The sequence below is a fragment of the Aliiglaciecola sp. 3_MG-2023 genome (genome assembly GCF_030548205.1).
Lineage (GTDB): Bacteria > Pseudomonadota > Gammaproteobacteria > Enterobacterales > Alteromonadaceae > Aliiglaciecola.
The window spans coordinates 110,647-136,806 of the sequence record NZ_JAUORV010000009.1 but is presented as its reverse complement, the minus strand read 5'-3'; the positions used below and the strand labels follow the sequence as shown (position 1 = coordinate 136,806).

18 protein-coding genes are annotated in these 26,160 nt (G+C 40.9%); 12 read left to right on the top strand and 6 right to left on the bottom strand.

Features of this window, described 5'->3' with window-relative positions; all coding sequences use genetic code 11:
- The first annotated feature begins 264 nt into the window (after positions 1-264).
- From pilV to Q4574_RS12085, 5 genes are read left to right on the top strand one after another with little or no spacing between them, the layout of a single operon-like run.
- Entirely contained in the window at positions 265-903 is a 639-nt protein-coding gene (gene pilV, locus Q4574_RS12105; RefSeq protein ID WP_303474405.1) for a type IV pilus modification protein PilV, read from the top strand.
- The gene (locus tag Q4574_RS12100; protein ID WP_303474404.1) at positions 900-1,769 is read left to right on the top strand and encodes a PilW family protein; all 870 of its coding nucleotides are present in this window, start codon (positions 900-902) and stop codon (positions 1,767-1,769) included. Before pilV ends, Q4574_RS12100 begins: the two co-directional genes overlap by 4 nt.
- Positions 1,766-2,332, top strand: coding sequence for a PilX N-terminal domain-containing pilus assembly protein (locus Q4574_RS12095; protein WP_303474403.1), 567 nt, complete (start codon positions 1,766-1,768; stop codon positions 2,330-2,332). Before Q4574_RS12100 ends, Q4574_RS12095 begins: the two co-directional genes overlap by 4 nt.
- 13 nt (positions 2,333-2,345) lie before the next feature.
- Positions 2,346-6,431: a PilC/PilY family type IV pilus protein gene (locus tag Q4574_RS12090; RefSeq protein ID WP_303474402.1), complete on the top strand. Its 4,086-nt coding sequence runs from the start codon at positions 2,346-2,348 to the stop codon at positions 6,429-6,431.
- 11 nt (positions 6,432-6,442) lie between these two features.
- A complete protein-coding gene (locus Q4574_RS12085; protein ID WP_303474401.1) occupies positions 6,443-6,913 on the top strand; it encodes a type IV pilin protein in 471 nt (156 codons plus the stop codon).
- An 80-nt stretch (positions 6,914-6,993) separates the two neighbouring features.
- Here Q4574_RS12085 and Q4574_RS12080 read toward each other — a convergent pair whose 3' ends face one another.
- Positions 6,994-7,737: a hypothetical protein gene (locus tag Q4574_RS12080; protein WP_303474400.1), complete on the bottom strand. Its 744-nt coding sequence runs from the start codon at positions 7,735-7,737 to the stop codon at positions 6,994-6,996.
- Positions 7,738-7,998: 261 nt separating this feature from the next.
- Positions 7,999-10,242 (bottom strand): acyl-CoA dehydrogenase, encoded by a 2,244-nt coding sequence (locus Q4574_RS12075; protein WP_303474399.1) that lies wholly within the window; start codon positions 10,240-10,242, stop codon positions 7,999-8,001.
- 360 nt (positions 10,243-10,602) lie between these two features.
- Between Q4574_RS12075 and Q4574_RS12070 the strand changes: the two genes are divergently transcribed.
- The 3 genes from Q4574_RS12070 to Q4574_RS12060 are packed head-to-tail and all read left to right on the top strand — an operon-like array spanning position 10,603 to position 14,897.
- Entirely contained in the window at positions 10,603-12,909 is a 2,307-nt protein-coding gene (locus tag Q4574_RS12070; protein ID WP_303474398.1) for an RND family transporter, read from the top strand.
- On the top strand, positions 12,899-13,708 hold the full coding sequence (locus Q4574_RS12065; protein ID WP_303474397.1) for an outer membrane lipoprotein-sorting protein: 810 nt from the start codon (positions 12,899-12,901) through the stop codon (positions 13,706-13,708). The genes Q4574_RS12070 and Q4574_RS12065 overlap by 11 nt, the downstream gene beginning before the upstream one ends.
- Positions 13,677-14,897 carry a hypothetical protein gene (locus Q4574_RS12060; protein WP_303474396.1) on the top strand — a complete coding sequence of 407 codons (1,221 nt, stop codon included), beginning with the start codon at positions 13,677-13,679 and terminating at the stop codon, positions 14,895-14,897. The genes Q4574_RS12065 and Q4574_RS12060 overlap by 32 nt, the downstream gene beginning before the upstream one ends.
- Positions 14,898-14,920: 23 nt before the next feature.
- On the opposite strand, the gene Q4574_RS12055 is transcribed toward Q4574_RS12060, so the two are convergent.
- From Q4574_RS12055 to Q4574_RS12040, 4 genes are read right to left on the bottom strand one after another with little or no spacing between them, the layout of a single operon-like run.
- Positions 14,921-16,366, bottom strand: a complete 1,446-nt coding sequence (locus Q4574_RS12055) for a polysaccharide lyase (protein ID WP_303474395.1) — start codon at positions 16,364-16,366, stop codon at positions 14,921-14,923.
- Positions 16,367-16,390: 24 nt separating this feature from the next.
- Positions 16,391-17,683, bottom strand: a complete 1,293-nt coding sequence (locus Q4574_RS12050; RefSeq protein ID WP_303474394.1) for a chondroitinase-B domain-containing protein — start codon at positions 17,681-17,683, stop codon at positions 16,391-16,393.
- Between the two features lie 6 nt (positions 17,684-17,689).
- Complete coding sequence (locus tag Q4574_RS12045; protein ID WP_303474393.1) at positions 17,690-18,925, bottom strand: pyridoxal-dependent decarboxylase, exosortase A system-associated; 1,236 nt, start codon at positions 18,923-18,925, stop codon at positions 17,690-17,692.
- Positions 18,918-20,495, bottom strand: coding sequence for an acyl-CoA ligase (AMP-forming), exosortase A system-associated (locus Q4574_RS12040; protein WP_303474392.1), 1,578 nt, complete (start codon positions 20,493-20,495; stop codon positions 18,918-18,920). Before Q4574_RS12040 ends, Q4574_RS12045 begins: the two co-directional genes overlap by 8 nt.
- 88 nt (positions 20,496-20,583) lie before the next feature.
- Between Q4574_RS12040 and Q4574_RS12035 the strand changes: the two genes are divergently transcribed.
- From Q4574_RS12035 to prsT, 4 genes are all read left to right on the top strand, one after another.
- Complete coding sequence (locus Q4574_RS12035; protein WP_303474391.1) at positions 20,584-20,871, top strand: acyl carrier protein; 288 nt, start codon at positions 20,584-20,586, stop codon at positions 20,869-20,871.
- A gap of 26 nt (positions 20,872-20,897) precedes the next feature.
- On the top strand, positions 20,898-22,022 hold the full coding sequence (wecB, locus tag Q4574_RS12030; RefSeq protein WP_303474390.1) for a non-hydrolyzing UDP-N-acetylglucosamine 2-epimerase: 1,125 nt from the start codon (positions 20,898-20,900) through the stop codon (positions 22,020-22,022).
- A gap of 9 nt (positions 22,023-22,031) precedes the next feature.
- Positions 22,032-23,273 carry a UDP-N-acetyl-D-mannosamine dehydrogenase gene (gene wecC, locus Q4574_RS12025; RefSeq protein WP_303474389.1) on the top strand — a complete coding sequence of 414 codons (1,242 nt, stop codon included), beginning with the start codon at positions 22,032-22,034 and terminating at the stop codon, positions 23,271-23,273.
- A 95-nt stretch (positions 23,274-23,368) separates the two neighbouring features.
- On the top strand, positions 23,369-26,035 hold the full coding sequence (gene prsT, locus Q4574_RS12020; RefSeq protein WP_303474388.1) for an XrtA/PEP-CTERM system TPR-repeat protein PrsT: 2,667 nt from the start codon (positions 23,369-23,371) through the stop codon (positions 26,033-26,035).
- Positions 26,036-26,160: the final 125 nt, after the last annotated feature.

Below are 26,160 nucleotides of genomic sequence, written 5' to 3'. Positions count from 1 at the left end.
ATACTTGCTAGCACCTTTAACGCAACCCTCTGTTTTAGCAAATAATTTTATTTAAGTTACAAGTAACTTGAAAACTAACTATTACCTTTATTTTTGGGTAACCACCTTATTTTCATACCTAAGCCCTACATCAGATAACCAAAACCTGTCTTAACTAAGCTAAATTTACTACCATCAATAAAGCCTTTCCGTAGGAAGCAGGTTAACTAACGAGATTAGTTACTTAAAATAGCTCAAAACGACACGAAATATGAGAATTGAAGAATGAGTGTGATCTATAGCAAAACGTATCAACACGGATCTCTGCGTCAATATGGCGTCGGAATGATTGAAGTGTTAGTGACGCTATTTATACTGTCAATTGGCATATTAGGAGTTGCTTCCTTACAGTTTATTAGCTCGTTTTCAAACTCAGACGCATTAAATCGTTCGCAATCGGTGATGGTTGCACAACAACTAAGCGAGCGTCTTCGTGCGAGCGCACGGATGTCATTAATTGGCGATGGATTGGTCGTTGACGAAAAATACTTTGATAATGATATTTATAACTTTGATAACCTTGCATGTGCTTCTACTGCATCAGAGTACAATTGTTTTTGTTTATCGAAACCTGCTGACATTCCAGATTGTGCTGGTGGTCAATGTAGCGCTGCTGAATTTGCTGTTTATGATGGATATGAAGTTTCTTGTTCGGCAGTTTCATCCAATCCAACGGTTACCCTTAGTGTAAGTTGCGACGATAACAATGCAGTTGACGGCGAACTCTGCAGCACAGGTTCCAGGGTGAGTATTGTTTTATCCTGGCCAATAGAAAATTGGAAAAATATTGATCGTACCTTAAACGAAGAGTGTTTAAGCGAAGATGAGCCGCGCGATTGCGTCAAGTTGGATGTGTTGTTATGAAACCATTCAATCGTTTTCAAGGTGGCTTTAGTTTAGTTGAAATTATGATTACGTTGACCCTGGGGTTACTCATCACCGCAGGGATCATTCAAGTTTTAGTGAGCAACAGTTTAACGGAAAGGCTCAATCGCTCATTGTCATCTACCCAAGAAAGCGGTCGTTTCATTATCACGCGATTGCGCAACGAATTTTTGATGGCGGGTTTATATGATGTGTTAGATCCCGCGTTAAATACCGATCAAGATGTGGTCTTAGAAAGTGCATTCGTCACTAATCATCCGGTTATTTTACCTGGCGACTTTACTGCCTTTGCTGACGTAGGATCAGCGCAAGGAGTGGATGGTGCTAATGATACGGTAGCAATAGCACTCCAGGCGCAAACGGACTGTCGGGGTTATAAGTTAGGTTACGCTGATGGCGAGGAATTTTTCGTCGTCAATGAGTATTTTGTGGATGGAAGAACCCTTAAATGCAGAGGCTTTGATGGACGCGTGTTACGTGGTCAACGAGTTGCTGTAGGACACGATGGGCATTCGGCAACGGTTATCCTGGACGAAGTTGAAAATTTTCAAGTTCAATATGGCTACACCAATAATTTATTAACGGGAGATAACTCTGGTCGACCCGTTAGCTATGTGACAGCCGACCAATTGCCTGGAATATTAGCGAATAATGGGCAGGTCGTCGCAATTCGTATAGCTGTATTGCTTAAAGGGGACGCGGAAGTACCATTAAACTCAACCCCAAGCTTCAAATTATTGAATGAAACAGCAATTTCACCCACAGATAAACGCTTATTTAAATTATTTGAAACCACAATCACGTTACGAAATGCGAAGAATTTGATGCGAAGTAGAAAAGTATGAAACAACAAGGTTTAGTCATGGTGTTTGCACTATTGGTGCTAATGAGTTTAACCGTTCTTGGTGTGGCTTCAGTATCCAGTAGTTTAATGCAAAATAAAATGGCGGTATCAATGGAAAAGCAATCACTGGCTTTTGATGCTGCTGAATCTGCAATTGCAGGTGTTGTATTTGAATCCGAAGACGAAGTATTGCTTTCTGATCCCGACAAGCTCGATCCCTTATCCCAAGCCAGAATGGGGGATGCTGTGGACCTAGTGAATGATGATATGAGTTGTTTCAATGATGAAGACTGGACCAACCGTGCCGTTACTGCCGCTAATGGATTATCAACCAATACTGTCCACGTAGCTGAAGGGCTTTACGATGATAATCCAGCGATTAGCAGTTGGTCTAGAACCGCTTTTATTGCAGAACGCGCATGTTTAGGATCCAGTAATGTGATAGGTGGAAGTAACATTAATTGTCATGTTTTTATTATTAAAGGTTGCGGAAGAATGGAAGGATCCAAGTTTGCTGTAGCTAACACGTTAAGTGCATCGGTTTTTGCGCCGGCGTCACAATAGCGAGGTTGTATTTATGTCTATTCAAAAAACGCTGCATACCGGTTTAGCTTGTCTATTTTCCTGCATGATAGTGTTCTCAGCCTTTGCTGATGATCTAGAAATTTACCTTGGCAGCTCTGATGCCGCCGTTGAATATTATCCAAATGTTTTATTTATCATGGATACATCCGGCAGTATGGACTCTAAAGACGGTACGGGTGAAACGCGCATGTTGCGGGTACAAAATGCGTTAAAAGAGACCTTAGGTTCGGTTACTAATATCAATGCTGGTCTAATGCGCTTCTCGGATTATGGTGGCCCTGTGCTGTATCCGGTAAGTCAGATAGATTCTAGTGTATTACCTGTGTTGACTAAAACTATTGTTGGTGGGAATGATGATGCTCACGAAATTTCGGGCAGCGTAAACCTGACTAGCTCTGATGTACGACTTTCCTATGGAACCGAAGTAGTTACCAGCGGCTTTCGTTTTCAAGAGTTGAATATACCCCAAGGCGCGACTATTACTAGCGCTTATCTGCGCTTTACTTCTGCCCAGTTAAATACCTCAGCCACCACCTTCAATATACGGGCAGAATTGGTGTCCGATGCGACTGAATTCAGTGATACTAATTACGATATCTCTGACCGTACTCTTACTGCCAACGAGGTTGAGTGGAGCAGCGATAATAGTTGGCCATTAGCGGGGGAAACCATTCCCTCGCCAGATATAACCAATGTGTTACAAGAAGTGATTGATCAATCCAGTTGGTGTGGTCAAAATGACTTGAACATTATCATTGAAGGGACAAGTGTTGATAGTTCCAGTAACCGCAAAGTTGAATCTTTCGAAGATGGTTCGGGTTCAGGTGTGCAACTCGTTGTTGCCTACGATAGTTCTTCGGCAGCTGGATGTGTAAAAGGCAACAGTACGTACCAAGTTGCTTCGAATGATGATAATGCTGAAGAGCGCACCAACGGCTATGAATCTACAGGAACGGAGTTAACCTTTAATCCATCTTACAATGCCTATGTTGGCATGCGATTTAGAAGCCTAGCTTTGCCACAAAATGCTGTTATCACAAACGCTTATATTCGATTTACGGCTTATCAAAATCGCACTGGCAGCGGTGCATCTTTTGTCATCAGAGGGATTAACCAAGCTGATCCTGGAAATTTTAAATACTATTCACGATATAGACTCAGAGACGATCCAAAAACGTCCGCATCGGTGACATGGGGAAGCATTCCTAGCTGGTATAAAAACTATACTTACGAAACTCCTGATTTGTCTTCAATTGTTCAAGAGTTAGTCGACCGAGGAGATTGGGAGTCGGGTAATGATATGTCTTTTGTGGTGTCTGATATCACAGGTAATAGAGGTGCTTATGCATACAAAGGGAAGCCTTCGGCCGCTCCGATATTAGTGGTGGAGTATCAAGGGTTATCAACTCCAGGAGCGACTTCAACGGTCAGGGAGCATTTAATCGGTAAAGTGGATGAATTAACAGCAAACGGTTACACACCTATTGTTGATACCCTATTAGAGGCGACGAATTATTATGGTGGGCGAGCCGTGGACTACGGTTTACAACGTGGCCCAAGTTCTGTGTCTTCCTCTGTGCGAAAAAGTACCAGAGTCAGTCATCGATTATCTTACATTGGTGATAACTCTGTGCTCCCGTATGGCTGTACTGAGGATAATTTAAGTTCTAGCTACTGTGTTAGTGAGTACATACCTTCTGGCGCGGTCTATGATACGCCTATACAAGATCAGCAATGCCAGACAAATAATCATATTGTTCTATTATCTGATGGTGAAGCTAACTATAACCACAGTGTATCGAAAATTCAGGCGTTGTTGGGTAAGAACTGTACCGGTAGTGGAGGGGAAAAATGCGGTGTTGATTTAGTGGAAAACATCGGCGATTTGGGCGACTCAGCCATTGATACGCGGATCATCACTCACACCATCGGCTTTGCAACTAGCAGCAGTGCCAGTGCTTTTTTAAATCAGCTCGCCATCAATGGAGGAGGGGGGTTTTATGAAGCTGATAATTCCGCAGATCTGGTCACCGCATTTTCATCCATTTTGAAAACCGTTAAAGATGTGAATACTACGTTCGTGTCTCCAGGGGTTGCCGTGAACCAGTTAAATCGATTAACCCACAATGATGAACTTTACTTTGCCTTATTTAAGCCCTCCGAAGGGGCAATTTGGCCAGGAAATTTAAAGCGCTATCGTATAGATGGCGATCAAGTCTTAGATCAAAATGGTTTAGAAGCGGTAGATGAAGGCACTGGGTTCTTTTCTGAAAATGCCCATAGCTACTGGTCTGTATTGGCTGATGGCAATGATGTTAGAGAAGGTGGTGCCGCCAGCAGAATGAATCTGACCCGCAACATATACGCCTTCGAGGGCAGTGGCGCTATTGCCGTGGATGCAAATCAATTACATGAAAGTAATACCAGTATTACTGAAAGCGACCTGGCAATATCAGCTTTACCCGACTCAGGGGTACTACGCAGTGATATTCTTAAATGGGTGAGAGGCGTCGATGTCAGGGATGAAGATGGTGATGGAGATTTTACGGATGTTCGCTTAGCCATGGGAGACCCGATTCATTCTCAGCCTATTATTGTTAATTACTCTGATACCGATAGTGCAATTTTAGTGGCGACTAATCACGGTTTATTGCACTCTTTCGACCCAACTTCTGGCAGTGAAAATTTTGCAATTATGCCCAAAGAATTGCTTTCTAACCAGTATGATTTATATAAAGACGGTTCCTCTTACAATCATATATACGGTTTAGACGGCGATATGGTCTTGCGTACTACCGATAATGATATCTATCTTTATGTTGGTATGCGAAGAGGCGGCAGAAATTATTATGCCTTTGATATTACGAATAAAACATCACCACTTTTAAAATTCGAAATCCGTGGTGGCAGTACAGGCTTTGAAAAATTAGGACAAAGCTGGTCAAGACCTACAGTGACAAAAGTTAAAATAGGTTCAACAACAAAAGATGTACTAATTTTTGCTGGTGGTTACGATGACTCCCAAGACGATAAAGAACTACGTAGCGCTGATTCAGTCGGTAACGCTGTTTATATGGTCGATGCAGATACAGGAAGTTTATTGTGGAGTGCCAGTAATTCTGATGCAGATTTGGTGTTAACAGATATGCAGTACAGCATCCCTGCTAGAGTCTCAGTGATTGATAGAGAAGGGGATGGTATCGCTGATCACATGTATGTTGCCGATATGGGTGGCCAGCTATTTAGATTAGATATTCATAATGGTAGTGGGGTTAGTGAGCTGGTTACTGGTGCGGTAATGGCTAAATTTGGCGGTGACACAGCTGAAGATAATAGACGTTTCTTTTATGGCCCAGATGTCTCAGAGATTAACCTCGGCAATGATCACTATTATGCGGTAGCCCTTGGGTCAGGCTATCGTGCTAAACCGCTGAACAGTGTTATTCAAGATCATTTTTATATGATCAAGGATGAAGGTGTCTTTACCCTTGATGAAGATGGTAATTACACCCTACCTGCTTCGCCATATCTTATTTCTGATTTATACGATGCGACCGCACATTCGTTGACCGCAAGTGATGAAACGACCAAGGAAATTGCTACATCGGAATTTGCGAGTAAACATGGCTGGTATTTGACCTTAGGAAGCGGTGGAGAAAAGGTGTTGGCCTCCCCTTTGATCATTGACTACAAGTTGTTTTTTACAACCTACCTACCAGCCACCGCCAGCGATAGTTCCTGTGCGCCTCCAACCGGTAATAGCCGCGCCTATCTGGTTAATTTGGTCAATGCTAATGCAGTGACTGACTTAAATTATGATGATGAGTTCTCTAATGAAGACAGGTATGCGCAATTGCAGCAAACTGGTATTGCCCCGGAAACAAAAATTCTTATTGAAGATATCACAACTCCTGTTGTGTGTTTAGGAACTGAATGTACCTCCGCGGTGATTGATGTTGACGAAGATGGCGATCCACTAGCATGTGGAACCGCATTTGAATGTTTAGCTGAAAATATTTATGGGCGTTTTGAACGCGTGCTGAAAAACAGTTGGAAAACTGAAATTGAGCGAGAGTAATAAGAGGAATGATGATGCATAGTAATTGGAACAAGGGTTTTACGCTTATTGAATTAATGATAACGGTGGCAATTGTCGGTATTATTACCAGTATTGCTTATCCAAGTTATCAAGGTTATTTGAAAACCAGCAATAGAGGAGCTGCGCAGTCTGATTTAATGGCGTTAGCTGCGGCCATGGAACGTCATAAGGCATCAACTTATAGTTACAAAGGCGCAGCAGAATCTGCAGCTGATACAGGTAAACCTGCCATTTTCCATAGTTATTCGCCATCCTCTGAACCCGCAACGAATAAAAAATATGATCTCACTATTGAAAGCGTGTCAGCATCTGGGAGCAGCTATATGATAACCGCTACCCCTGTTTCAGGCACATCGCAAGCTGGTGATGGCAACGTTTATTATTATAGTGATGGCAGAAAAGCGTGGGATAAAGACAATAGTAGCTCTTTGTCATCTAGTGAGTATTGCTGGGGCTGTTAAAAATTAGTCTGATACGAGAAAGGCTCAATATTCAAAATATTGAGCCTTTTAAATTTTGCTATTAGCTTGGTAATTAAAAGTTAGGGAACGGTAGGGGTAACTTCGGCTTCTCTGCGCCATTTTTCTAATTCCGCCACCCGCCGAGTTAATGCTCCATTTACCTGGTCTAGGGCAACCAATTTGGCCTGTATATCGCCGATTTCTCGTGCGCTATTGTTACTTGTTGATTTCACTTCGGCTAACAGTGTACTTAATTGGGATAACTCATTCGCCTGCTGAGATAACTGTTCTTCCAATATAGCCAAATTGGTTGTTAACGTGGAGTAGTCACCCTCCATCACCCCCAGCGTCTTCTGAGTTTGACTATTTTGTTGTTTTAACTTTTCAGCAAGTTGGTTAATGTCAGTTTGATTTCTGCGCCAAGCGGACGCCCAAAGCTTATCCATTTGCTCCCACAACTCATCTGTCTTTTCCGTTAGTTCAGACACTGTGACCCTAAGGGCTCCAGCGGATTGATCCATTTCCTCGCCAGTTGCAGACAAGCGTCTTTCTAATTCCGATACACGGTCGATGGCATTAGCTAGTTCTGCATCGCTTTGAATTTTTTGCTGATAAAGCCAATAACTTGCTCCGCATGCCGCCAAGGCTATAAGCATAACTAAAAAAAGCCAAGCGCCTGAAACACCACTTTTGGGCTCTTTGTCGGGGCTACTGTTCTTTTTGGTTTTGGTTTTCTCTTTCGCTCTTGTGCGCTGAAAAGCTTCTCTATCTTCTTTATCTAGAACGATGTTGGGAAGATCGTTTTCTAATCGCTCGTTTGCCATTACGTCTCATCCAGCCTTTTAAATCTTGGGTTTTTCCATGGGGTTAGTATTGAAATATTGCCTAAACAATATTCTTCACTGTTAATCTTGATGGTAGCGTTTTTTTATGGCTGATGCTATCAATGGCGAAATTATCCTGCATCAGATTTTCATTTTTTAGATAAACTCGGCGCAAATTAAAAAATTAAGCAAAAAAAAAGCAGATATTTCTATCTGCTTTTAAAGTCATAGCCGTTGGACTACCTGTGACAACACATTTACTTATGCTGCGTCAGCTTGCTCCGATTCAGCACTGTTATGAATATCAACTAACTCTAAATCAAAGGTATATTCGTCAACTCTTACTGCGAGTTTACGCTTATCGTTGTAATCCATAACCAAGGTGACTTCATCTGAAGTTAATAAACCTCTATCAGCAAAAGTATTCACAATATGCTCGAAAGTTAAAGCAGGTACAACTGGAGTTTGACGCAATTGTTTTTGAATCTTTTTAAGAACTGGCATCGCTGCGTGTTTGGCATCAAATGCTTGTTCATTAATATAATTTCCATCACCTACATTAGACTTCACTAAATGGGTAAGCTCGCTCTTAATGCTAGATTGCTGCATAGTTGCTGCTGAAAGCTGACGAACTAAATCGTCAGAAATGCCTTTTACTGAAGTGCTATAAGTATTGGTGAGTACTCTCATCAAACCACGAGTTGCGGTATTTGGGAAGTTACTTACGAAATTAACTAATGCTTGCTCACCTTGCTGTAAACACCATTGAATTGCATATTCAAAGTACGGCAATGCTTCAGCACGATTAGACACTTTTTGTTCATAGAAACGTATCACCGCCATTGCTGCATAGGTGTAGCTCATAACGTCGCCTAGACGGGCTGATAATAGCTCGGCTTTTTTCAGGTCTCCACCTAAAACGAGTAATGACAAATCGGCTAGTGGTGCAAGCTTTGCTGACATTGCATTTAAGCGTTTTTCGTATTTTTTCACTTCCGGCATTGCACTTTTGGCTGAACGTGCAAAAGGTACATAGCTATTCAACATAGAACGGAAAGAATTAGCCACGCTGAATTTTACCGTTTTTCCTAACACTTTATTAAATTCGGCATCAGCGGCATTGTCTTCACTGTGGATCAAATCAACCATTTCTTTAAGGTAAGGATGACAACGCATTGCCCCTTGGCCAAAAATCATTAGGTTGCGAGTTAAAATGTTTGCACCCTCAACTGTAATTGCAATTGGAAGAGCAGAATAGCCATTTGCCAGGGTATTTTGAGGACCACGTTGAATCGCTTTTCCTGCCTGTACGTCCATGGCAGAGTTTAAGACATCACGACCTAATTCTGTCATATGATACTTGGCAATGGCAGTAACGACAGAAGGTTTCAGTCCTAAACCAAGTCCTTCAGTTGTTAAAACTCGCATAGCTTCTAGAACAAAAGTTTTACCAGCAATATCCGCTAACTTTTCCTGAATACCTTCGAATCGTCCAATAGGTACACCAAATTGCTCACGAACAAAGGAGTACTCTGCGGTTGATTTAAATGCAGTTTGCGCAGTAGCTACACCCATTGCAGGAAGTGAAATTCCGCGTCCGGCACCTAAACATGCCACCAACATTTGCCATCCGCGCCCAATATTTTTTTGGCCACCAATAATAAAGTCCATGGGAATAAACACGTTTTCACCGCGGGTGGTTCCATTATAAAAGCGCACACCCATAGGATCATGGCGATTGCCTAGTTCAACACCGGGATGACTTTTAGGAATTAATGCGCAGGTAATACCCAATTCAAGTGAATCACCTAACAGTTGGTCGGGATCAAACACTTTAAAAGCCAAACCTAGTACGGTAGCAATTGGGGCTAAGGTAATATAACGCTTGTCCCAACTAACGCTAAGGCCAATCACTTCTTCACCTTCCCAGGTACCTTTAGTGACGTAGGCAGCGTCAGGAATTGCACCCGCATCAGAGCCGGCTTCAGGGCCTGTTAACGCAAAACAAGGGATATCTTGCCCGACACTCAGTTTGGGTAGCCAATGGTTTTGTTGTGCTTCTGTACCGTAGTGCATCAATAACTCACCAGGGCCTAATGAGTTAGGTACCATAACCGTTACTGCAATCGCACCACTGGTAGCGGCAATAGTCGCCACTATCGTTGAGTTTGCATAAGGACTGAATTCTAATCCTCCAAACTTCTTAGGAATAATCAAGGCGAAAAATTTATTTACTTTTAGAAAGGTAAGTATTTCATCTGGGATATGCTTGCTATTTTGCAATTCAAAATCGTCAATCATACCTAATAGTTCTGTAACCGGCCCATCTAAAAAGGCTTGCTCGTCTTTACTTAGCTTCGCTGCCGGAATATCTCTCAAGGCCTGCATATCTGGCTTACCTTGATAAATTGAAGATTCAATCCAAACATCTCCAGCATCTAATGCTTCTTGCTCGGTTACTGAAATTGGGGGTAACACTTTCTTTAAACTTGTTCTAATACTCATAATTAACACATCCGCTCATCTGACCAGTTGAAGTTAATACTACATGTTTTTAACAAAAGATCAAAAAAAACTGCAATAAAAATCATTGAAATAACTGTCTTTGAAAGGGGGGGATGAACGTAAAGTTCATAATAAACAATATCTTAAGTTGAGTTTTTGGCGTAGCAGGGACTACCAATAAATACCCTTTCGAGCAATTGATGCCGTTTGAGGTGGCCAAATTAGGTGTTTGATGAAGGAGTAAACTATTATCTTATACATCTACCGAATCAAGAATTTGTCGTTATATTGATGTATTGTTAGCAACCAATATTGTATGTTTGCAAAGCGACCAACTTACCCCCCTTTAGAGGATGATAAATGCGCAGTTTGTGGTTGAATATCGTTTTAAATAGACCTTGGTTAACAATTTTCTTAAGTCTTTTGTTTGTTGCTATATGTGGTACAGGAGCCCAGAAATTAGCGTTCAATGGTGATTATAAAGTTTACTTTGAGAAAGATAATCCTCAGCGAATCGCCTTCGAAGAAATGCAGGCTATTTTCAGTAAGAACGAGAATGCAAACATTTTAATTTCGCCTAAAAGCGGAAGTGTTTTTAATCCGGTTACATTAAAATTAATTTCTGATTTTACCGAAGATGCCTGGCAAACGCCTTTGTCTAGCCGTGTCGACTCTATTGCTAACTTTCAGCACACTTGGGCTGAAGAAGACGACATGATCGTTGAACAACTTATACTCGACTCTGACAACATCGATGACGAATTAGTTGAACGTGTAAAACGTGTTGCTTTAGTCGAGCCTAATTTACTTAACCGTTTAGTGGATGAGCAAGGCAAAGTTGCCTTAGTGTCGGTAACTGTTAATCTGCCTGAGGGCGATAAAACCAAAGAAACCGGCGAAATTGTAGACTTTCTCACACAGTTAACCAGCAAATATCAGGCGTTATATCCAGATCACGAATTCCACCATACTGGAATCGTATTTATGAATGCTGCTTTCGAATCGGCAGCAAAAGGTGATGCATCAACCTTAGTACCATTGATGTTTGTTGTTATCTTAGTGGTTTTAGGCGTGTTATTAAGATCTTTTATCGGTACCTTGGTGACACTATTAGTCGTCGCTTTCTCAATCGCTGCAACAATGGGAGTGGGTGGTTGGGTAGGCTTTGATTTAACGACTGCTACCGTAAATGTGCCGACCCTTGTTATGACCCTTGCCGTAGCGGATTGCGTTCATGTTATTGCTTCCTTGTTATATGAGATGCGACAGGGCAAGGAAAAAGTAGAAGCAATACAAAGCAGTATGCTATTAAACGTTAAACCTATTTTCATCACCAGTGCAACAACAGCTATTGGTTTTTTGACCCTAAATTTTTCAGATGTTCCCGCATTAGCGGATTTGGGAACATTGACCGCAATGGGGGTGATGATTGCGTTTATCATGTCAATCAGTTTTCTCCCTTCAATTTTACGACTTCTGCCCCTTAAACAGACAAAACAATCAGACTCCAATAATGATAGCTTTGTAAAGATTGGTGAGTGGGTTATTCGTCATCATAAACGCATACTTCCGTTTACTATCGTCGTTGTTGTCGCGGCTGTTGGAGCGTCTTTTATGAACAAAATAAACGATACTCCCGTTGAATATTTTGATGACAGCGCAGAATTCAAAATTGCAGCAGATTATCAAGAGCAAGTTTTAAGTGGCATGACAACCATAGATTTTGCTCTATTTACCGAACAAGAGTCGGGGATAAATGAACCTACTAGTCTGAAACACATTCATGAGTTTAGTCAGTGGCTAAAAGCGCGCCCTGAGGTCGATAACGTATCTACTATCAGTGATGTGTTTTTACGACTTAACAAAAATATGCATGGTGATGATCCCGCGTATTATCGCTTACCTGAAAGCCAACCCATGGCAGCACAGTTTTTGTTGTTATATGAGATGTCGTTACCTTTTAATTTAGACCTAAACAACCAGTTAAATATTGATAAATCAGGAACCCGTATTTTTGTCACCATGCAAACCTTAGGCAGTAAAGAAATTACTGCTTTTGAACAGCAAGCTTATGGGTGGATAGAGGAAAATGCGCCAGAATTACGACTGACTGCGGGCAGTCAAAATTTAATGTTTGCTCATATTGGTGAAGCCAATATGAATAGCTTACTTAAAGGTACAGTTTTAGCGCTCGTTTTAATTAGCGTTATCTTAATGTTTGCACTGAAATCTTGGAAAATGGGAGCCATTAGCTTAATACCAAATCTGTTACCTGCGGCAATCGGTTTTGGTATTTGGGGCGTATATTCTGGTGAAATTAATATGGGCTTGTCAGTCGTATTAAGTATGGCTTTAGGTATAATAGTGGATGACACAGTTCATTTCTTGAGTAAATATCAGCACGCACGGCAACAGAACGAAAGCGCCGAAAATGCAGTAAGATATGCCTTCGGAAGTGTTGGAAAAGCACTTTGGGTTACAACTGTGGTGTTAACTTTAGGGTTTGCAGTGCTCACTTTATCTAGCTTTGCACTAAACTCTGATATGGGGCTGTTAACAGGTATTATTATTGTCGTAGCTTTAATCATCGATTTCCTGTTTTTACCCGCGTTTCTACTGATGTTTGACAAACAAAATTTGTCTGAGGAAGCCAGCAATGAAAATTAATCAAATGCACATTAGATCTCTAAGTATTTATTTAACGCTATTATTTTTGTGCACAATCGGCAAAGAAGGCTTAGCACAAACGCCACAGGAAAAAGGCTTAGAAATCGCCAAAGAGCGTAAACTCCGCGACCGTGGCTGGGAAGATTCTGTGGCTGAACTGACTATGGTTCTGCGTAATTCACAAGGTCAGGAAACTGAGAGAGCGATGCGCTTGCAAGGACTTGAAATATTAGATGGCGGCGATAAATCTTTGACTGTTTTTGATGAGCCTAAAGACGTTAAAGGAACCGCATTCCTAAATTTCACCCATGCACGAGAGCCAGACGAACAGTGGATTTATTTGCCAGCTTTGAAACGTGTGAAACGTATATCTTCACGCAATAAGTCGGGTCCTTTCATGGGGAGTGAATTTGCCTACGAGGATATGACGGCCTTTGAGGTTGAAAAATACACCTTTAAATATTTGGAGGATGACACCTATAAAAATCGGAAAATGTTTGTGGTTGAGCAAACGCCAATCGATGAATTCTCTGGTTATACAAAACAAATAGTATGGATAGATCAAGAGCGTTATATCCCATATAAAATTGAATATTATGATAAGAAAGACAGCTTATTAAAAACCCTTGAATTGGATGAGTATGAGTTATATTTGGATAAATATTGGCGCGCTATGCGTACTGAAATGTTTAATGAGCAAAATGGTAAAAGTACAGAGCTCATTACCCACGAAATCGAGTTTAAAACTGGACTAGAGGACAGTGATTTTGACAAGAATAGTCTCAAACGGGCAAGGTAGTTCTGCAGCTTTTGCGTTGCTGGCATTGTTATGCGCCGGCTCAAGCTCTGCTGCCAGTGACATTGAAATTCGTGGTTCGGCAGTGATTGAACAGCGTTATTTTTTGCAAGATGCACTCTACGATGAACAGGAGCGCGCAAACTTTTCTGTTTACGGTGAGGCCGAGATTTATAAGGCATTCAATGATGGTGATGACAGCATCTCTTTCAAGCCTTTTTATCGGATTGATCAAAATGACGATGAACGTACTCATGGAGATATTCGTGAGCTAATCTGGTTACACGTGGGTGACAGTTGGGAAATGCGTACGGGCATTGGTAAAGTATTTTGGGGGCAGACTGAATCGTTACATTTGGTTGATGTTATAAATCAAACAGATTCAATTGAAGCGATTGATGGAGAAGATAAACTCGGCCAACCAATGGTTAACTTTTCGTTGATTAAAGACTGGGGAACCACCTCCATTTTTGTTCTGCCTTACTTTCGAGAACGCACTTTTGCCGGCATAGATGGGCGACCTAGGTTTGCTTTAAATGTTGATACTGATAACCCCATATTTGAATCAAGTGATGAAGAAAAAAATGTCGATTGGGCAGCTCGGTGGCAGCATTCAATTGGCATTTGGGAAATAGGCCTTTCCTATTTTGACGGTACATCTCGGGAACCTATTCTCGTCCCTGAGTTAGATGAAGAGTCGGCATTGCTTAGACCTTATTACCCGCAAATGCAGCAAGCTGGTATTGATTTGCTCGCAGTGATGGGATCTTGGTTAATTAAGTTTGAAGGGATAAGTCGCAATACAACGGCTGAAGATTACAGTGCCTTAGTCGGGGGCTTTGAATATACTACCGTGGGTGTATTTGATAGCCAATTTGATTTGGGCTGGCTGATGGAATACCAGTATGACGGTCGAGACAATACCCTGCTTACTCCTTCCCAAAACGATTTAATGTTAGGAACGCGTGTTGTTTACAATGATATTGATGGCACTGAAATTTTGTTTGGTATTATACAAGACTTAGATGAAAGCAATAGCCGTTCAGGTTTTATCGAAGCATCTAGTCGTATCAGTGACAGCTGGAAATGGCGACTTGATGCTTGGTTTTTCTCTAGTAACTCGCCTGAAGAGCCTATCTATCAATATCGACGTGACGATTTTGTGCAGCTCAGTATGGAGTTCTACTTCTAATTGCAGGCCGCCAATTTGGGCGGCTATTTTCTAATTGGACCAATGTAACTTGATGCAATTACGATGTTATCCAAGTACATCTGGAAATTATGTTTAGGCTTAGCGACTCCACCAAAATAGTAATTCATCCACACTTTTTCTATTTTAAGTTTATCGGTATCTCTATAATACATATTTTTTCGCTCATAAATGAGTATCCCATCAATCCACGCTCTAAATATACCATCTTGTTTTCCCGGCGAATTTAATTTTATATATTGTTCGATGGAATACCAGCGGCCTGGTTGCATAGTCGATAACTCATCGCCCCAAGATACTGTTTTTCCGTATTTGTTTTTGGTGTCTACTTCATAAAAGTAGCTACCAATTGGCATTCGTCCGGCCCAATCAGGGTTTGAAGGCGTTACCGTCTTGAAAAATGAACCACGGGCAGACCAACCGTTTTTACCATTGTTTGCGCGACCACCCCAGCCAGCCTTGTTATAGGTTCCAGCGAATCCTGGTAACTTTCCGCCGCCGCTAACTTTTGCACCTGGGGCTAACATAGAGTAATACCTAAAGTAGGCTTCTTCTGGTTCAGATCCTGATTGCGCAGCAAAGTAGTAGTCTAGGTTACCTGCTAAGTTATGGGAGGTCCTAAACGGAAGCTTGACGCTATTACCTGCTTGGCCACTAAAATGTCTGATTTTTTGATGCTCTTCAAATTGCAATTCTCCCGTGTTTTTCCACACAGCTTCAGAGATACCAATGCTGTGTTTTATATTGCTTAACCAATTTTGATCATCAAAATCATCGGCGTAGTAGACTGCATTATCTTGTTTGATCCCCTTATCTAGTGTGTATTTGCTTGCTACCCCATCCGTATTTGGCTGCCGAGGAGGCTGAGCATAATTTATTTGTTGAGTTTGCAAAGAAGATTTACCGTATTGACGGTTAGTCGTAGTTAGAAGGAGTTTAAGATTTTTAAGAGCTTGTAAATCGATATTTTCTTCAAATTGAAATTTTAATAATACTGTATGGCCACCACCAGCCTTAATGATTGGTTTGGAACCAACTGGCTTGCGATTTTTTTTAGCCACAAAGGTATCTATTTCAGCTAATAGTAAGCGTTTATTATTGTCTTCTATAAAGGTTAATTGAGGGGCTTTGTAACCCCCTTTTTCAACACTGTGGAAATCGGCTACCCCTTTATTTCCTTTGGCCGCTGAAATAGTAAGAATCAGAGGGTTAGTTAGTTTAACTGACGATAGGTCAATGCTAATGGTGTGCTCGCGGTCTACATCCTGGACTTCAAACTTATTTATATATTGGGCGTATTGCTTATGAAACTTCGCAAAATTACCTTCTGGCCAATAAATATGGGCTAGATTACTTGCGTAATTGTAGCTAACGCTGTTGTCGAATAATTTTGCACTAGAAGGTAGAGCAAGAAATATTAATAAAAAGCTAGGTACAAATAGATTTTTCATAGTGACTAGATTAGCTGCGAGAGTTTAATTAACCATAACATTGTCACGCTCACTTATAAATGCATTCTCCCGAGCTTTTATTCTGCCTTCTAATCTATTGTTATTTATTTTCACTGAAGTTTGCTTATAACGGGCATCGATACCCAAAGAGTTTAATAGGGTGTTACCTGAGATTTCTGTTTCAGAGGCTTTGTTTAAATAGATACTGACATCATTGATACAGTTGAGCACTAAATTGTTTTTTATTTTTCCCTTTGAATGCTCATAGAAACAATCAGTATTTTGGCAAAATTGTTGTTGTGTTCCACCGTCACCAAATGAAAGTCCCACTCTGACATCTATGCTTGATTGATAGGGCAAGTGCCAAGCACAATTCACTACATTGTTACTAAATACCCCGCCAGAGCCTCCGCCTTTCATAAAGCCTCCATAGGTTACGGATATGTTTCCAGTGGACTTACGTGCAAAGTCCGCAATAAAGTTATTATCAATAAGCCAATTATTTCCTCCCACTATATCGATCGGCGTTGCAGGAGTTGCGGTATTTCGTATGCTTTGATTGTAAAAGTCGTTTTGCTGAACCAAAACGTTATCGGCAAATGTTGCAGGTGAGTGTTGATAATTACCATTGGCTTTTAAAGCGGCGTTAAAGTCGATAAATTGATTGTTAATTAATTTTGTTTGGTCAGCGTTGCCATACATATGAATTGCGTGTTCACAATATCGTTGTTCTCTACAGGCTCCTTTAAATACAATATTTTCGATCTGCCAATTACTTTTGTCTAAGTAAATCCCTTCTGTATTTTGAATTTTCAATACACTGCTACCTGGTACACGGCTTAACAAGCGTATTGGCTTATTGCTAGTACCATGGTGTCTAACCTCAAGACGTTTGGGAATGGAATATTGGCCAGGGGCCAATAGAATGACGTCTCCTTTTTGTGCCTTCAGCATTGCGGCACGCAACTCTTCAACATTCTGCACCGGATAAAAATGAGAGGCTAAAAGCGACATTGCCTTAATACTGTGAGAATCAATCGCTTTATTGTTATCGAAACCGACCGCAGATCCTGCTTTATCATAGGGAAGAAGAGAAGGTTTTGGAATGAGATTTAGCAGCAAGTCTACACTTTGTAATATCTTTAGCCTAACCCCCCAATTTTTATGCAAATTGATCTGCACATACTGACGTCCTTTTATCGTCAATTCTTTCCCATAGTCTGTTTGCAGCAATAAAATTGCGGCTACGGTTCCAATAAATACTAATGAAATTGTAGCAATGACGTATTTTCTAACGTCTAATGTAATGATGTTCATTAGTTTTTAAAGTAATATTTCGACTACATGGGGGTGTCCAAGGAAGTCTTGAGGGCTTGCTGTTGGTCCATAAGCGCCAGATTGAAACACTACCAACCAATCACCTATTTGTGGATCGGTTAACATCATTTTATCGGCTAAAGTGTCCAGTGGTGTACACAAAGGGCCAACGGCGGTAACGGCCTCTGTGCCCTTACCTAGGTTCATTTTGTTACCTATTGCGACTGGATAGTTTTTGCGGATTACTTGACCAAAATTACCTGAATTAGAAAGATGATGATGGAGGCCACCATTGGTCATTAGGTAGGTGTGGCCCCGTGAGACCTTTTTATCAGTGATTTTACTCACGTAAATTCCCGCTTCAGCAACAATAAAGCGGCCTAATTCTATGATCAGTTCCAGTCTTGCCAGGCTTGGGTATTTAGATAAAAGCGCAGCGAGATTATCACCTATTGACGCTAGTTCTAACCTTGTTTCCCCCGGAAAGTAGGGGATACCGAAGCCACCACCCAAATTCACCGTTTCAACATCAACGGGTGTTACATCAAGTAGGCGCTGTGCCAATTCAAACGTATTGTTGTGCGCGTCGATAATGGCATCTTGCTTGAGGTTTTGAGAGCCCCAAAATATGTGGAAGCCGCGAAATTGTATTTTGCTGTAATCTAACGTGGGCAATAATTCAAACAGACGCTCTTCGTCAATGCCGAATTGCTTCGGACCACCTCCCATTTTCATACCTGATGCTTTTAATTCAAAAGCAGGATTCACTCGGAAGGCGATAATAGGCAATATTCCAACTTGCTGACCTATCTCAATGGCTCGTGAAAGCTCTAGCTCTGATTCCACATGCAATGTAACTCCTGCACAGATAGCGGATTTAATTTCAGCTTCTTGTTTTGCTGGGCCTGCAAAGCTAATGTCTTTAACAGGCATCCCAGACTGCAGAGCAATTAGCATTTCTTTTTGTGATGCAACGTCAAACCCTTCAACCCATTCACACATGGCATTCACTAGTGGCGGGTAGGGATTGGCTTTAATCGCATAATGCAATTTAATGGCATCGGGAATTGCTTGATTAAATTTGTCAATTTGTGCTTTTACAACTTTTTTATCGTAGGCGTAAAACACTGATTTATCGAGTATTGCCTCTATAGTGTCAAGATTCTTTCCACCCACTAAAATGTGCTGATCTTTAGTGTCGAATTGATCCATGGGGGCGTGTACAGGAACTGGCTTAGACATTTTCGTACTTTTCCTTTACTTCTTTAGTGAGCAAACTGCGGTCAACCTTCCCATTGGGATTGCGTGGAAGGGAGCTTCTGAATTCGACATATTTAGGATGCATAAAATTAGGCATGGATTTTTTACACATAGCTAAAATCTCTTTTTCGGACCGCTCTACGTTTTCTTTAAGCACAAGCAGCAGTGTAATGGCTTGGCCTAATTCTGTATCTTTTACTCCGCTGGCGATAGCCTCAGCAATATCGCTACATCCTTGATAGCAGGCCTCTTCAACTTCCATTGGACTCACTCGATAGCCTGAGGTTTTAATCATTTCATCTTTACGGCCGACAAAATATAGGAAACCTTCAGCGTCTCGCTTAACAGTGTCTCCCGACCAAACAGCCATTTCTTGCAATACTAATCCGTTTAACTGAGCAGGCACGGGTTTGAATCGTTCTGCAGTTTTGGCCGGATCATTCCAATATCCTAGACTAACATGGGGGCCTCGGTGCACCAATTCACCTGGTTCATCAACATCACATTCAGTGCCATCTTCACGCACAACCATGACTTCAGCATTAGGAATGGCTTTGCCCATTGAGCCAATTTTTTCATCGACTAAGGCAGGATCCAAATAGGTACTGCGAAATGCTTCGGTTAAACCGTACATTAAATATGGTTTAGCTTGGGGAAATGTAGCACGAATAACATTTAAGGTTACTTGTGGCATAGCGCCACCAGAATTAGTGAAGTAACGCAAATTTTCAGTTGCTTCTGTTGTCCATTTCGCTTTCATTAATTGTTGCCAAAGTGGGGGCACAGCAGCTAGTCCGGTGACTTTGTGTTGGGCCATTGCTTTGACTACATCACCCGCCAAAAAGTAGTCCATTAACACTACGGTTGCGCCACGCAAAAAGCCGGTAGTAATCTGGCTTAATCCATAATCAAAACTCAAAGGTAGCAGCGCTAAAAGTACATCTGATTGATCATTCTCAACATACTCGGCGACGCTAATTGCACCTACAACAATATTTCGGTGCGACAATACAACCCCTTTAGGTCTACCGGTACTTCCCGAGGTATACAAGATTGCAGCCATATCATTGTCAGTGCGATGCACATGCGTTAATGGCTTAGTTTCTAAATCCGAAAATAGGCTGAATTCTATCCCTTCAATACTAAAGTTGGGTAGCTTGTCAGTTAGAATCACTCGTTGCAGGGCAGGGCAGTTTGATAATACTGGCTCTAGGGATTTGAGCCTATCACTGCTAGTCATTAAAACTTTCACGTCGCAGTCGTTTAAGATGTGTCGTACCTGGGGGCCTTTCAAAACCGAGTTTACTGGCACGAACACGCCATTTGCTCGACTTATGGCGAATAGACTAATAATAGTTTCAGGTAATTTAGGTAAGAAAACTGCAACGCGATCATGGCGTTTAACGCCAATGCATTGGAGACCTGAGGCTAATTTTAAAATATTGCTTTCAAGTTCTTCGTATGACATTTTCGTTCGTTTGAAAATTAAAGCAGACTTTTGAGCATATTGCTTCGCGGATTCAGATACTAACTCATCAAAAAACGTTACCATTTTTAATACTAATCTCTTGTTTATGGGTTGCAACTATTTCTTATTACTTTAAATAATGGAACAATACATCAACGGATGATAGAAGTTTATGTACGATCTATCTAAAAAATACAATAATACAGGTACTGAGAGTATGAATACAGCCGCGTCTGTGAAAGAAATTTTAATTGATGTTTTACAATTATCTAGTGATGTTGAATTTGATGAGGATACACCTCTACTGGGAGCAATTCCTGAATTTGATTCGATGGCTGTGGTAACAGTGTTAACGTCTATTGAAGATACCTTTGGTGTTGAAGTGGATGATGATGAAATAAGTGCAGATATATTTGAAACCTTTGGAGCATTGTGCGGATTCGTTGAAACCAAAGTTTAATTCTCTCCTATTACTAAAGAGTCATTATGAAATATCAAAATATCATGCTGGTGTTTGGGACTCGTCCCGAAGCTATTAAAATGGCGCCGTTGGCAATTGAACTTAAAAAGCACAGTGAATTAAATGTTTCTGTTTGTGTTACAGCGCAACACCGACAAATGCTTGATCAAGTATTATCGCTTTTTGAACTTACCCCTGATTTTGATTTAGATTTAATGCAGCCAGGGCAAGATCTCTATGATATTACCACCAGAGCATTGTTGGGATTACGGGATGTGTTTAGTCAAGCTAAACCCGACCTTATTTTAGTTCATGGTGATACCACAACCACCTTTGCCGCCTCTTTAGCTGCTTTTTATCAACGCATACCAGTAGGTCATGTAGAAGCTGGGCTTCGGACCGGGGATATTTATAGCCCTTGGCCTGAAGAAATTAACCGTAAGTTGACTGGGGCACTCACAAAATTGCATTTTGCTCCTACTCCAAAAGCTGAAGCTAATTTGTTGGCAGAGAATATATCTTCGGATTCTGTTTTTGTGACAGGGAATACGGTTATCGATGCGTTGATTCAAGTCGAAAGTAAAATTACCACTGATAACTCTTTAAACCGTGAACTAGCCAGCCGTTTCGAATTCTTAGATCCAACTAAAAAGCTTATATTGGTTACCGGACATCGACGTGAGAGCTTCGGTGATGGTTTTGAAAATATTTGTAGAGCGCTAAAAACCCTGGCTGAACAAGAAGATGTTCAAGTTCTTTATCCGGTGCATTTAAATCCAAATGTACAAGAACCCGTCAATCGTTTACTTGCCAACACGCCAGATGTATTTTTAATCGACCCTCAAGATTATCTTCCTTTTGTTTACCTAATGAGTCGGGCACACATTATTCTTACCGATTCTGGAGGAGTACAAGAAGAAGCTCCATCCATTGGCAAACCGGTTTTGGTAATGCGTAACACAACCGAAAGGCCTGAAGCCGTAGAAGCTGGAACAGTTAAATTGGTTGGAACAGATTACAACAAAATAGTTGAAAATGCGTTTTCGCTATTAAATGATGAAAAAGCGTATCAGGCCATGTCTTTTGCCCATAATCCATACGGAGATGGGAAAGCATGTCAAAGAATAGCGAATTTAATAATAAATAACTAAGGGATAAACATGGCATTTGCTAAAGTTTCAGTTATTGGTTTGGGTTATATTGGTTTGCCCACCGCCGCGGTAATAGCTTCTCGTGGTGTCGAAGTCATTGGTATAGATGTTTCTGAAAAAGCCGTTGATACAATTAATCAAGGTAAGGTTCATATTGTGGAGCCAGACTTAGATATGGTTGTTCAAGCAGCTGTGACCATGGGGAAACTTCGAGCTTCTCTTACACCTGAACCCGCTGACGCTTTTATGATAGCCGTACCGACCCCCTTTAAAGAAGGTAAAAAACCTGATTTAAGTTTTATTGAAAAAGCCGCTAATGCCATTGCTCCTGTGTTAGAAAAAGGCAATTTAATCGTTTTAGAGTCAACATCACCGGTGGGGGCAACAGAAAAGCTGACAGCTTGGTTACAGGCATTACGTCCAGATTTGCACTTTCCTGGGCATAGTAGTCAAGAGCCTGATATGTTTGTTGCACATTGTCCAGAACGAGTATTGCCAGGACGAGTATTAGAAGAACTGGTATCAAATGACCGCATTATCGGCGGGATGTCTGCTGAATGTAGTGATAAAGCCATTGAGCTTTACGATATTTTTGTGCGTGGTAATTGTTTAAAAACCACTGCTCGGACGGCGGAAATGGCAAAGCTCACTGAAAACAGCTTCCGCGATGTGAATATTGCATTTGCTAACGAGCTGTCGATGATATGCGACGAGTTGCACATTAATGTCTGGGACCTAATCGCTTTAGCGAACCGCCATCCAAGGGTAAATATCTTAACGCCAGGGCCAGGTGTCGGTGGACACTGTATAGCTGTTGACCCATGGTTTATCGTAGATTCAGCCCCGAAAACTGCCAGAATGATCCGCACCGCTAGGGAAGTGAATGACGGTAAACCGGGATTTGTCATTGATAAAATAAAAAAAGCTGCTGACGAATTTAAACGGCCGGTTATCGCATGTCTGGGATTAGCGTTTAAACCCGATATTGATGATCTGCGTGAAAGCCCTGCACTAGACATTACCCTTAAATTAGCGCAAATGGGCTTAGGTAAGGTGCTTGCTGTTGAGCCTAATATAAAAGCCTTACCCGAAAAACTGGTTGCTGCAGATATAGAATTGCTACCCATTGATTCAGCGTTAGAGCAGGCAAATATCGTGGTTGTATTAGTTAATCATAAGCAATTTAAAGGTCTTGATAAAACCCATTTAAATACCAAAGTACTAATAGATTCTAGTGGGTTAATTGCCTAGTTGTTGAGCTATTTCAATGCTAACATCATCATAGTTTGACCCTTTTAAGGGTCTTCTTGTTTATTAAATTTCATACCAACGTTAAAGAGAAACATATGTGTTCAATTAAAAAATACGGAGTATTGCTTGTTGTTCTGGTAATGATGGGGTGTAGTCAAAAAACACCTTCCGAATACATCGATGAAGCAGAAAAAGCGATTTTACAAAATGACACTGAAAGTGCCGTAATCGTCCTAAAAAACGCTCTGTCATCGGATCCAAAAAACTTGCGTGCACGATTTTTATTAGGCTCGGTGTATTTTCAGCGTGGTAACTCTGAATCTGCGGAAAAGGAACTTAAAATAGCCTTCGAAGGCGGCTATTTTAAAAACGAAGTTTTACCGCTTTATTTGGGGACACTTAATTTCTTACATCGAGATGATGAAATCATCCAAGAGGTAGAGCGTTTAACCGGACTGACAAGTGAAACAGAAGCCATTGCTCAGATGTATAAAGGTTTGGCTTTATTCCGTAAAAATGAAGTTTCTCGCGCTAAATTAGCTATCAAGCGAGCCACAGAACTTTATCCTGACTCTTCATACAGCCGGTTAGGAAGAGCTCACCACGCATTAAACGATGGTGAAGTGACAGATGCATTAATTATTCTTGAAGAGTTGTTGGCTGACGATCCTAAGTTTATGGAAGCGGTGTTGTTGCAAGGGCAACTGAGTATGCAGCAACAAGATTATGCAACTGCTATTAAAGATTTTACAGAATACGTTGCGCAAAAGCCGGGTGATGCCCAAGGAAACTTCTTACTAATTGATGCTTTATTGAGAGATGAGCAATATGATAAAGCTGAATCACTTACTGTCGATTTGCTTAAAAAGCTGCCTGATAACCCTAAACTTAATGAGTTCATAGGCATCGTACAATTCCATAATAAAGACTACTCAGCAGCAAAAACGTCGATGGAGCAAGCAATTTCTTCTGGTTCTAACTCGCCTACTTCTCGTCTTATCGCAGGTGTATCTTCTTATAACCTGCAGAAGTTGGAACAAGCGCATAACCATTTAGCCGCAGTGCAGAGTGTACTTCCTCAATCACACCCAGCAAAGAGACTCTTTGCTGAAATTCAATTGCGTTTAGGCTATAGCACCGATGCTGCTCAGACGCTTGGAGGTATGGGCAATTATAACTTGAATGATGTGACATTGTTTACCCAGGCAGGCTTTGATTTAATTAAAAGTGGAGATAATTCAAAAGCCAAAGAAATGCTTGAGTTGGCAAAAAAATCGGTTCCTAACAACGCTGAAGAACTCACTCGTATAGGCATTTTAAAGTTATCTTTAGAAGATCGAAGTGGTAAAGACAACCTTATTAAAGCTATCAAATTAGATCCTGAAGTTGAAACCGCTAGATTGTTTTTAGCTCAGGCGTATTTAGGGGATGAAGATTTTGAGAGTGCCGCTAATGTTGCAAAAGAATGGATTGCTTTCGACCCAGAACAAGTAACCGCCTACAATTTATTAGCAGAAATTTATGAAATATCTGGTCAAACAGTTTTAGCTAAACAAACTCATAACGATATTCTTAAGCGCGCTCCTCATAATCCTGCATCGTTAAAATTTTTTGCAGATGAAGCGAATAGCAACGGGAAACCAGAAGAAGCACTGAGCTTACTTAAGAGTGCTGCTGAAAATAATCCAGAGTATGTACAAGGGACATTTGATTATCTCGTACAGGCAATAATGCAAGGAGATCAAGAAGCCATAGAAGCCTTCTCTTTAATTGAGTCAATCTATGAGAAGCAACCCGATGACTTAATGAAAAAGCTTAATTATGCTAGAGCCTTAATATTACATAGGAAGCCACAACAAGCCCTCACGATTCTCGAAAGTATCGAACCAATTAAAGATATGCCTCTTTTCTTTTGGAAGGGACAAGCTGATAGTTATCTGGCTTTAGACAAACCTAAAGATGCACTCAATGTATATTCTCGCTGGCAACAATTAGAGCCAAACCGCAGAGAGCCTTGGTTAGCAGCAGTGCATATCAATGATAAAATTAAAGATTTTTCTAGTGCATTAGATACCGTCAAGCGAGCACTTAGCTTCCATAATGAAGATGGTGAATTCCGAGTGATGGAAGTACATTATAGTTTAGCTATTGGTAAGGTACTGGTAGCACAGAGGTTGTTAACTAACTTACCAGAAAAGGTTAAATCCAATAGCATAGTAAAAGGACTGGAAGGTCAGATTTATTTTGCACAAAAAGACTTCAAAAACGCTATTCCGTTGTTGGAGTCAGCATATGATGCGAGTCTAGATGGACGAATGGCTTTACTAATAGCTGATGCAAAACTTAACCTTAATCAAGTTAGTGATAGTTTCGCGGTTCTCGAAAAACACTTAGTTAAAGTTCCGACAGACCTTAATACTCGTGCTTTTTTAGCCGAGCGATACATGGATTCTATGCCTGAGAAAGCCATATTTCACTATGAGATTGTTTTAAAGTCACTGCCTGAAAATTTTATGGTGTTAAATAATTTGAGTTGGCTACATGGAATAACTGGCGAGACGTCAAAAGCAGTCAAATATGCAGAAAGTGCAGTTGTATTACGCCCCCAAAACCCTAAGTTGTTAGATACCCTTGGTGTTGCATTGCTAAAGAATGGAAACGTTGAAAAAGCGATTGAGGTGAGTAAAAAAGCCTTTGATCTTGAGCCGAGCAATCAAACTTACCGTATTCACTACGAAGAAGCCCAGAAGAGCCAGCTATAATATTTAGTGCTTCGCCTAAAAAAAGTGTCGGATTTTTTAACACTTACTAGTTCGATGTTTTAAAAAAGCTATTAAAATCAGCGGTTTATTTTTTGGCACGGGAAGTGCATTGTGTAGAGTAACAA

What these genes read in the sequence shown, in the direction of transcription:
- Q4574_RS12070 (WP_303474398.1), top strand. Translation starts at nt 10,603, where the DNA reads ATGCGCAGTTTGTGGTTGAATATCGTTTTAAATAGACCTTGGTTAACA.
- Q4574_RS12040 (WP_303474392.1), bottom strand. Translation starts at nt 20,495, where the DNA reads ATGGTAACGTTTTTTGATGAGTTAGTATCTGAATCCGCGAAGCAATAT.
- prsT (WP_303474388.1), top strand. Translation starts at nt 23,369, where the DNA reads ATGTGTTCAATTAAAAAATACGGAGTATTGCTTGTTGTTCTGGTAATG.
- Q4574_RS12035 (WP_303474391.1), top strand. Translation starts at nt 20,584, where the DNA reads ATGTACGATCTATCTAAAAAATACAATAATACAGGTACTGAGAGTATG.
- Q4574_RS12080 (WP_303474400.1), bottom strand. Translation starts at nt 7,737, where the DNA reads ATGGCAAACGAGCGATTAGAAAACGATCTTCCCAACATCGTTCTAGAT.
- Q4574_RS12055 (WP_303474395.1), bottom strand. Translation starts at nt 16,366, where the DNA reads ATGAAAAATCTATTTGTACCTAGCTTTTTATTAATATTTCTTGCTCTA.
- Q4574_RS12065 (WP_303474397.1), top strand. Translation starts at nt 12,899, where the DNA reads ATGAAAATTAATCAAATGCACATTAGATCTCTAAGTATTTATTTAACG.
- wecC (WP_303474389.1), top strand. Translation starts at nt 22,032, where the DNA reads ATGGCATTTGCTAAAGTTTCAGTTATTGGTTTGGGTTATATTGGTTTG.
- Q4574_RS12050 (WP_303474394.1), bottom strand. Translation starts at nt 17,683, where the DNA reads ATGAACATCATTACATTAGACGTTAGAAAATACGTCATTGCTACAATT.
- Q4574_RS12095 (WP_303474403.1), top strand. Translation starts at nt 1,766, where the DNA reads ATGAAACAACAAGGTTTAGTCATGGTGTTTGCACTATTGGTGCTAATG.
- Q4574_RS12100 (WP_303474404.1), top strand. Translation starts at nt 900, where the DNA reads ATGAAACCATTCAATCGTTTTCAAGGTGGCTTTAGTTTAGTTGAAATT.
- Q4574_RS12075 (WP_303474399.1), bottom strand. Translation starts at nt 10,242, where the DNA reads ATGAGTATTAGAACAAGTTTAAAGAAAGTGTTACCCCCAATTTCAGTA.
- Q4574_RS12085 (WP_303474401.1), top strand. Translation starts at nt 6,443, where the DNA reads ATGATGCATAGTAATTGGAACAAGGGTTTTACGCTTATTGAATTAATG.
- Q4574_RS12045 (WP_303474393.1), bottom strand. Translation starts at nt 18,925, where the DNA reads ATGTCTAAGCCAGTTCCTGTACACGCCCCCATGGATCAATTCGACACT.
- pilV (WP_303474405.1), top strand. Translation starts at nt 265, where the DNA reads ATGAGTGTGATCTATAGCAAAACGTATCAACACGGATCTCTGCGTCAA.
- wecB (WP_303474390.1), top strand. Translation starts at nt 20,898, where the DNA reads ATGAAATATCAAAATATCATGCTGGTGTTTGGGACTCGTCCCGAAGCT.
- Q4574_RS12090 (WP_303474402.1), top strand. Translation starts at nt 2,346, where the DNA reads ATGTCTATTCAAAAAACGCTGCATACCGGTTTAGCTTGTCTATTTTCC.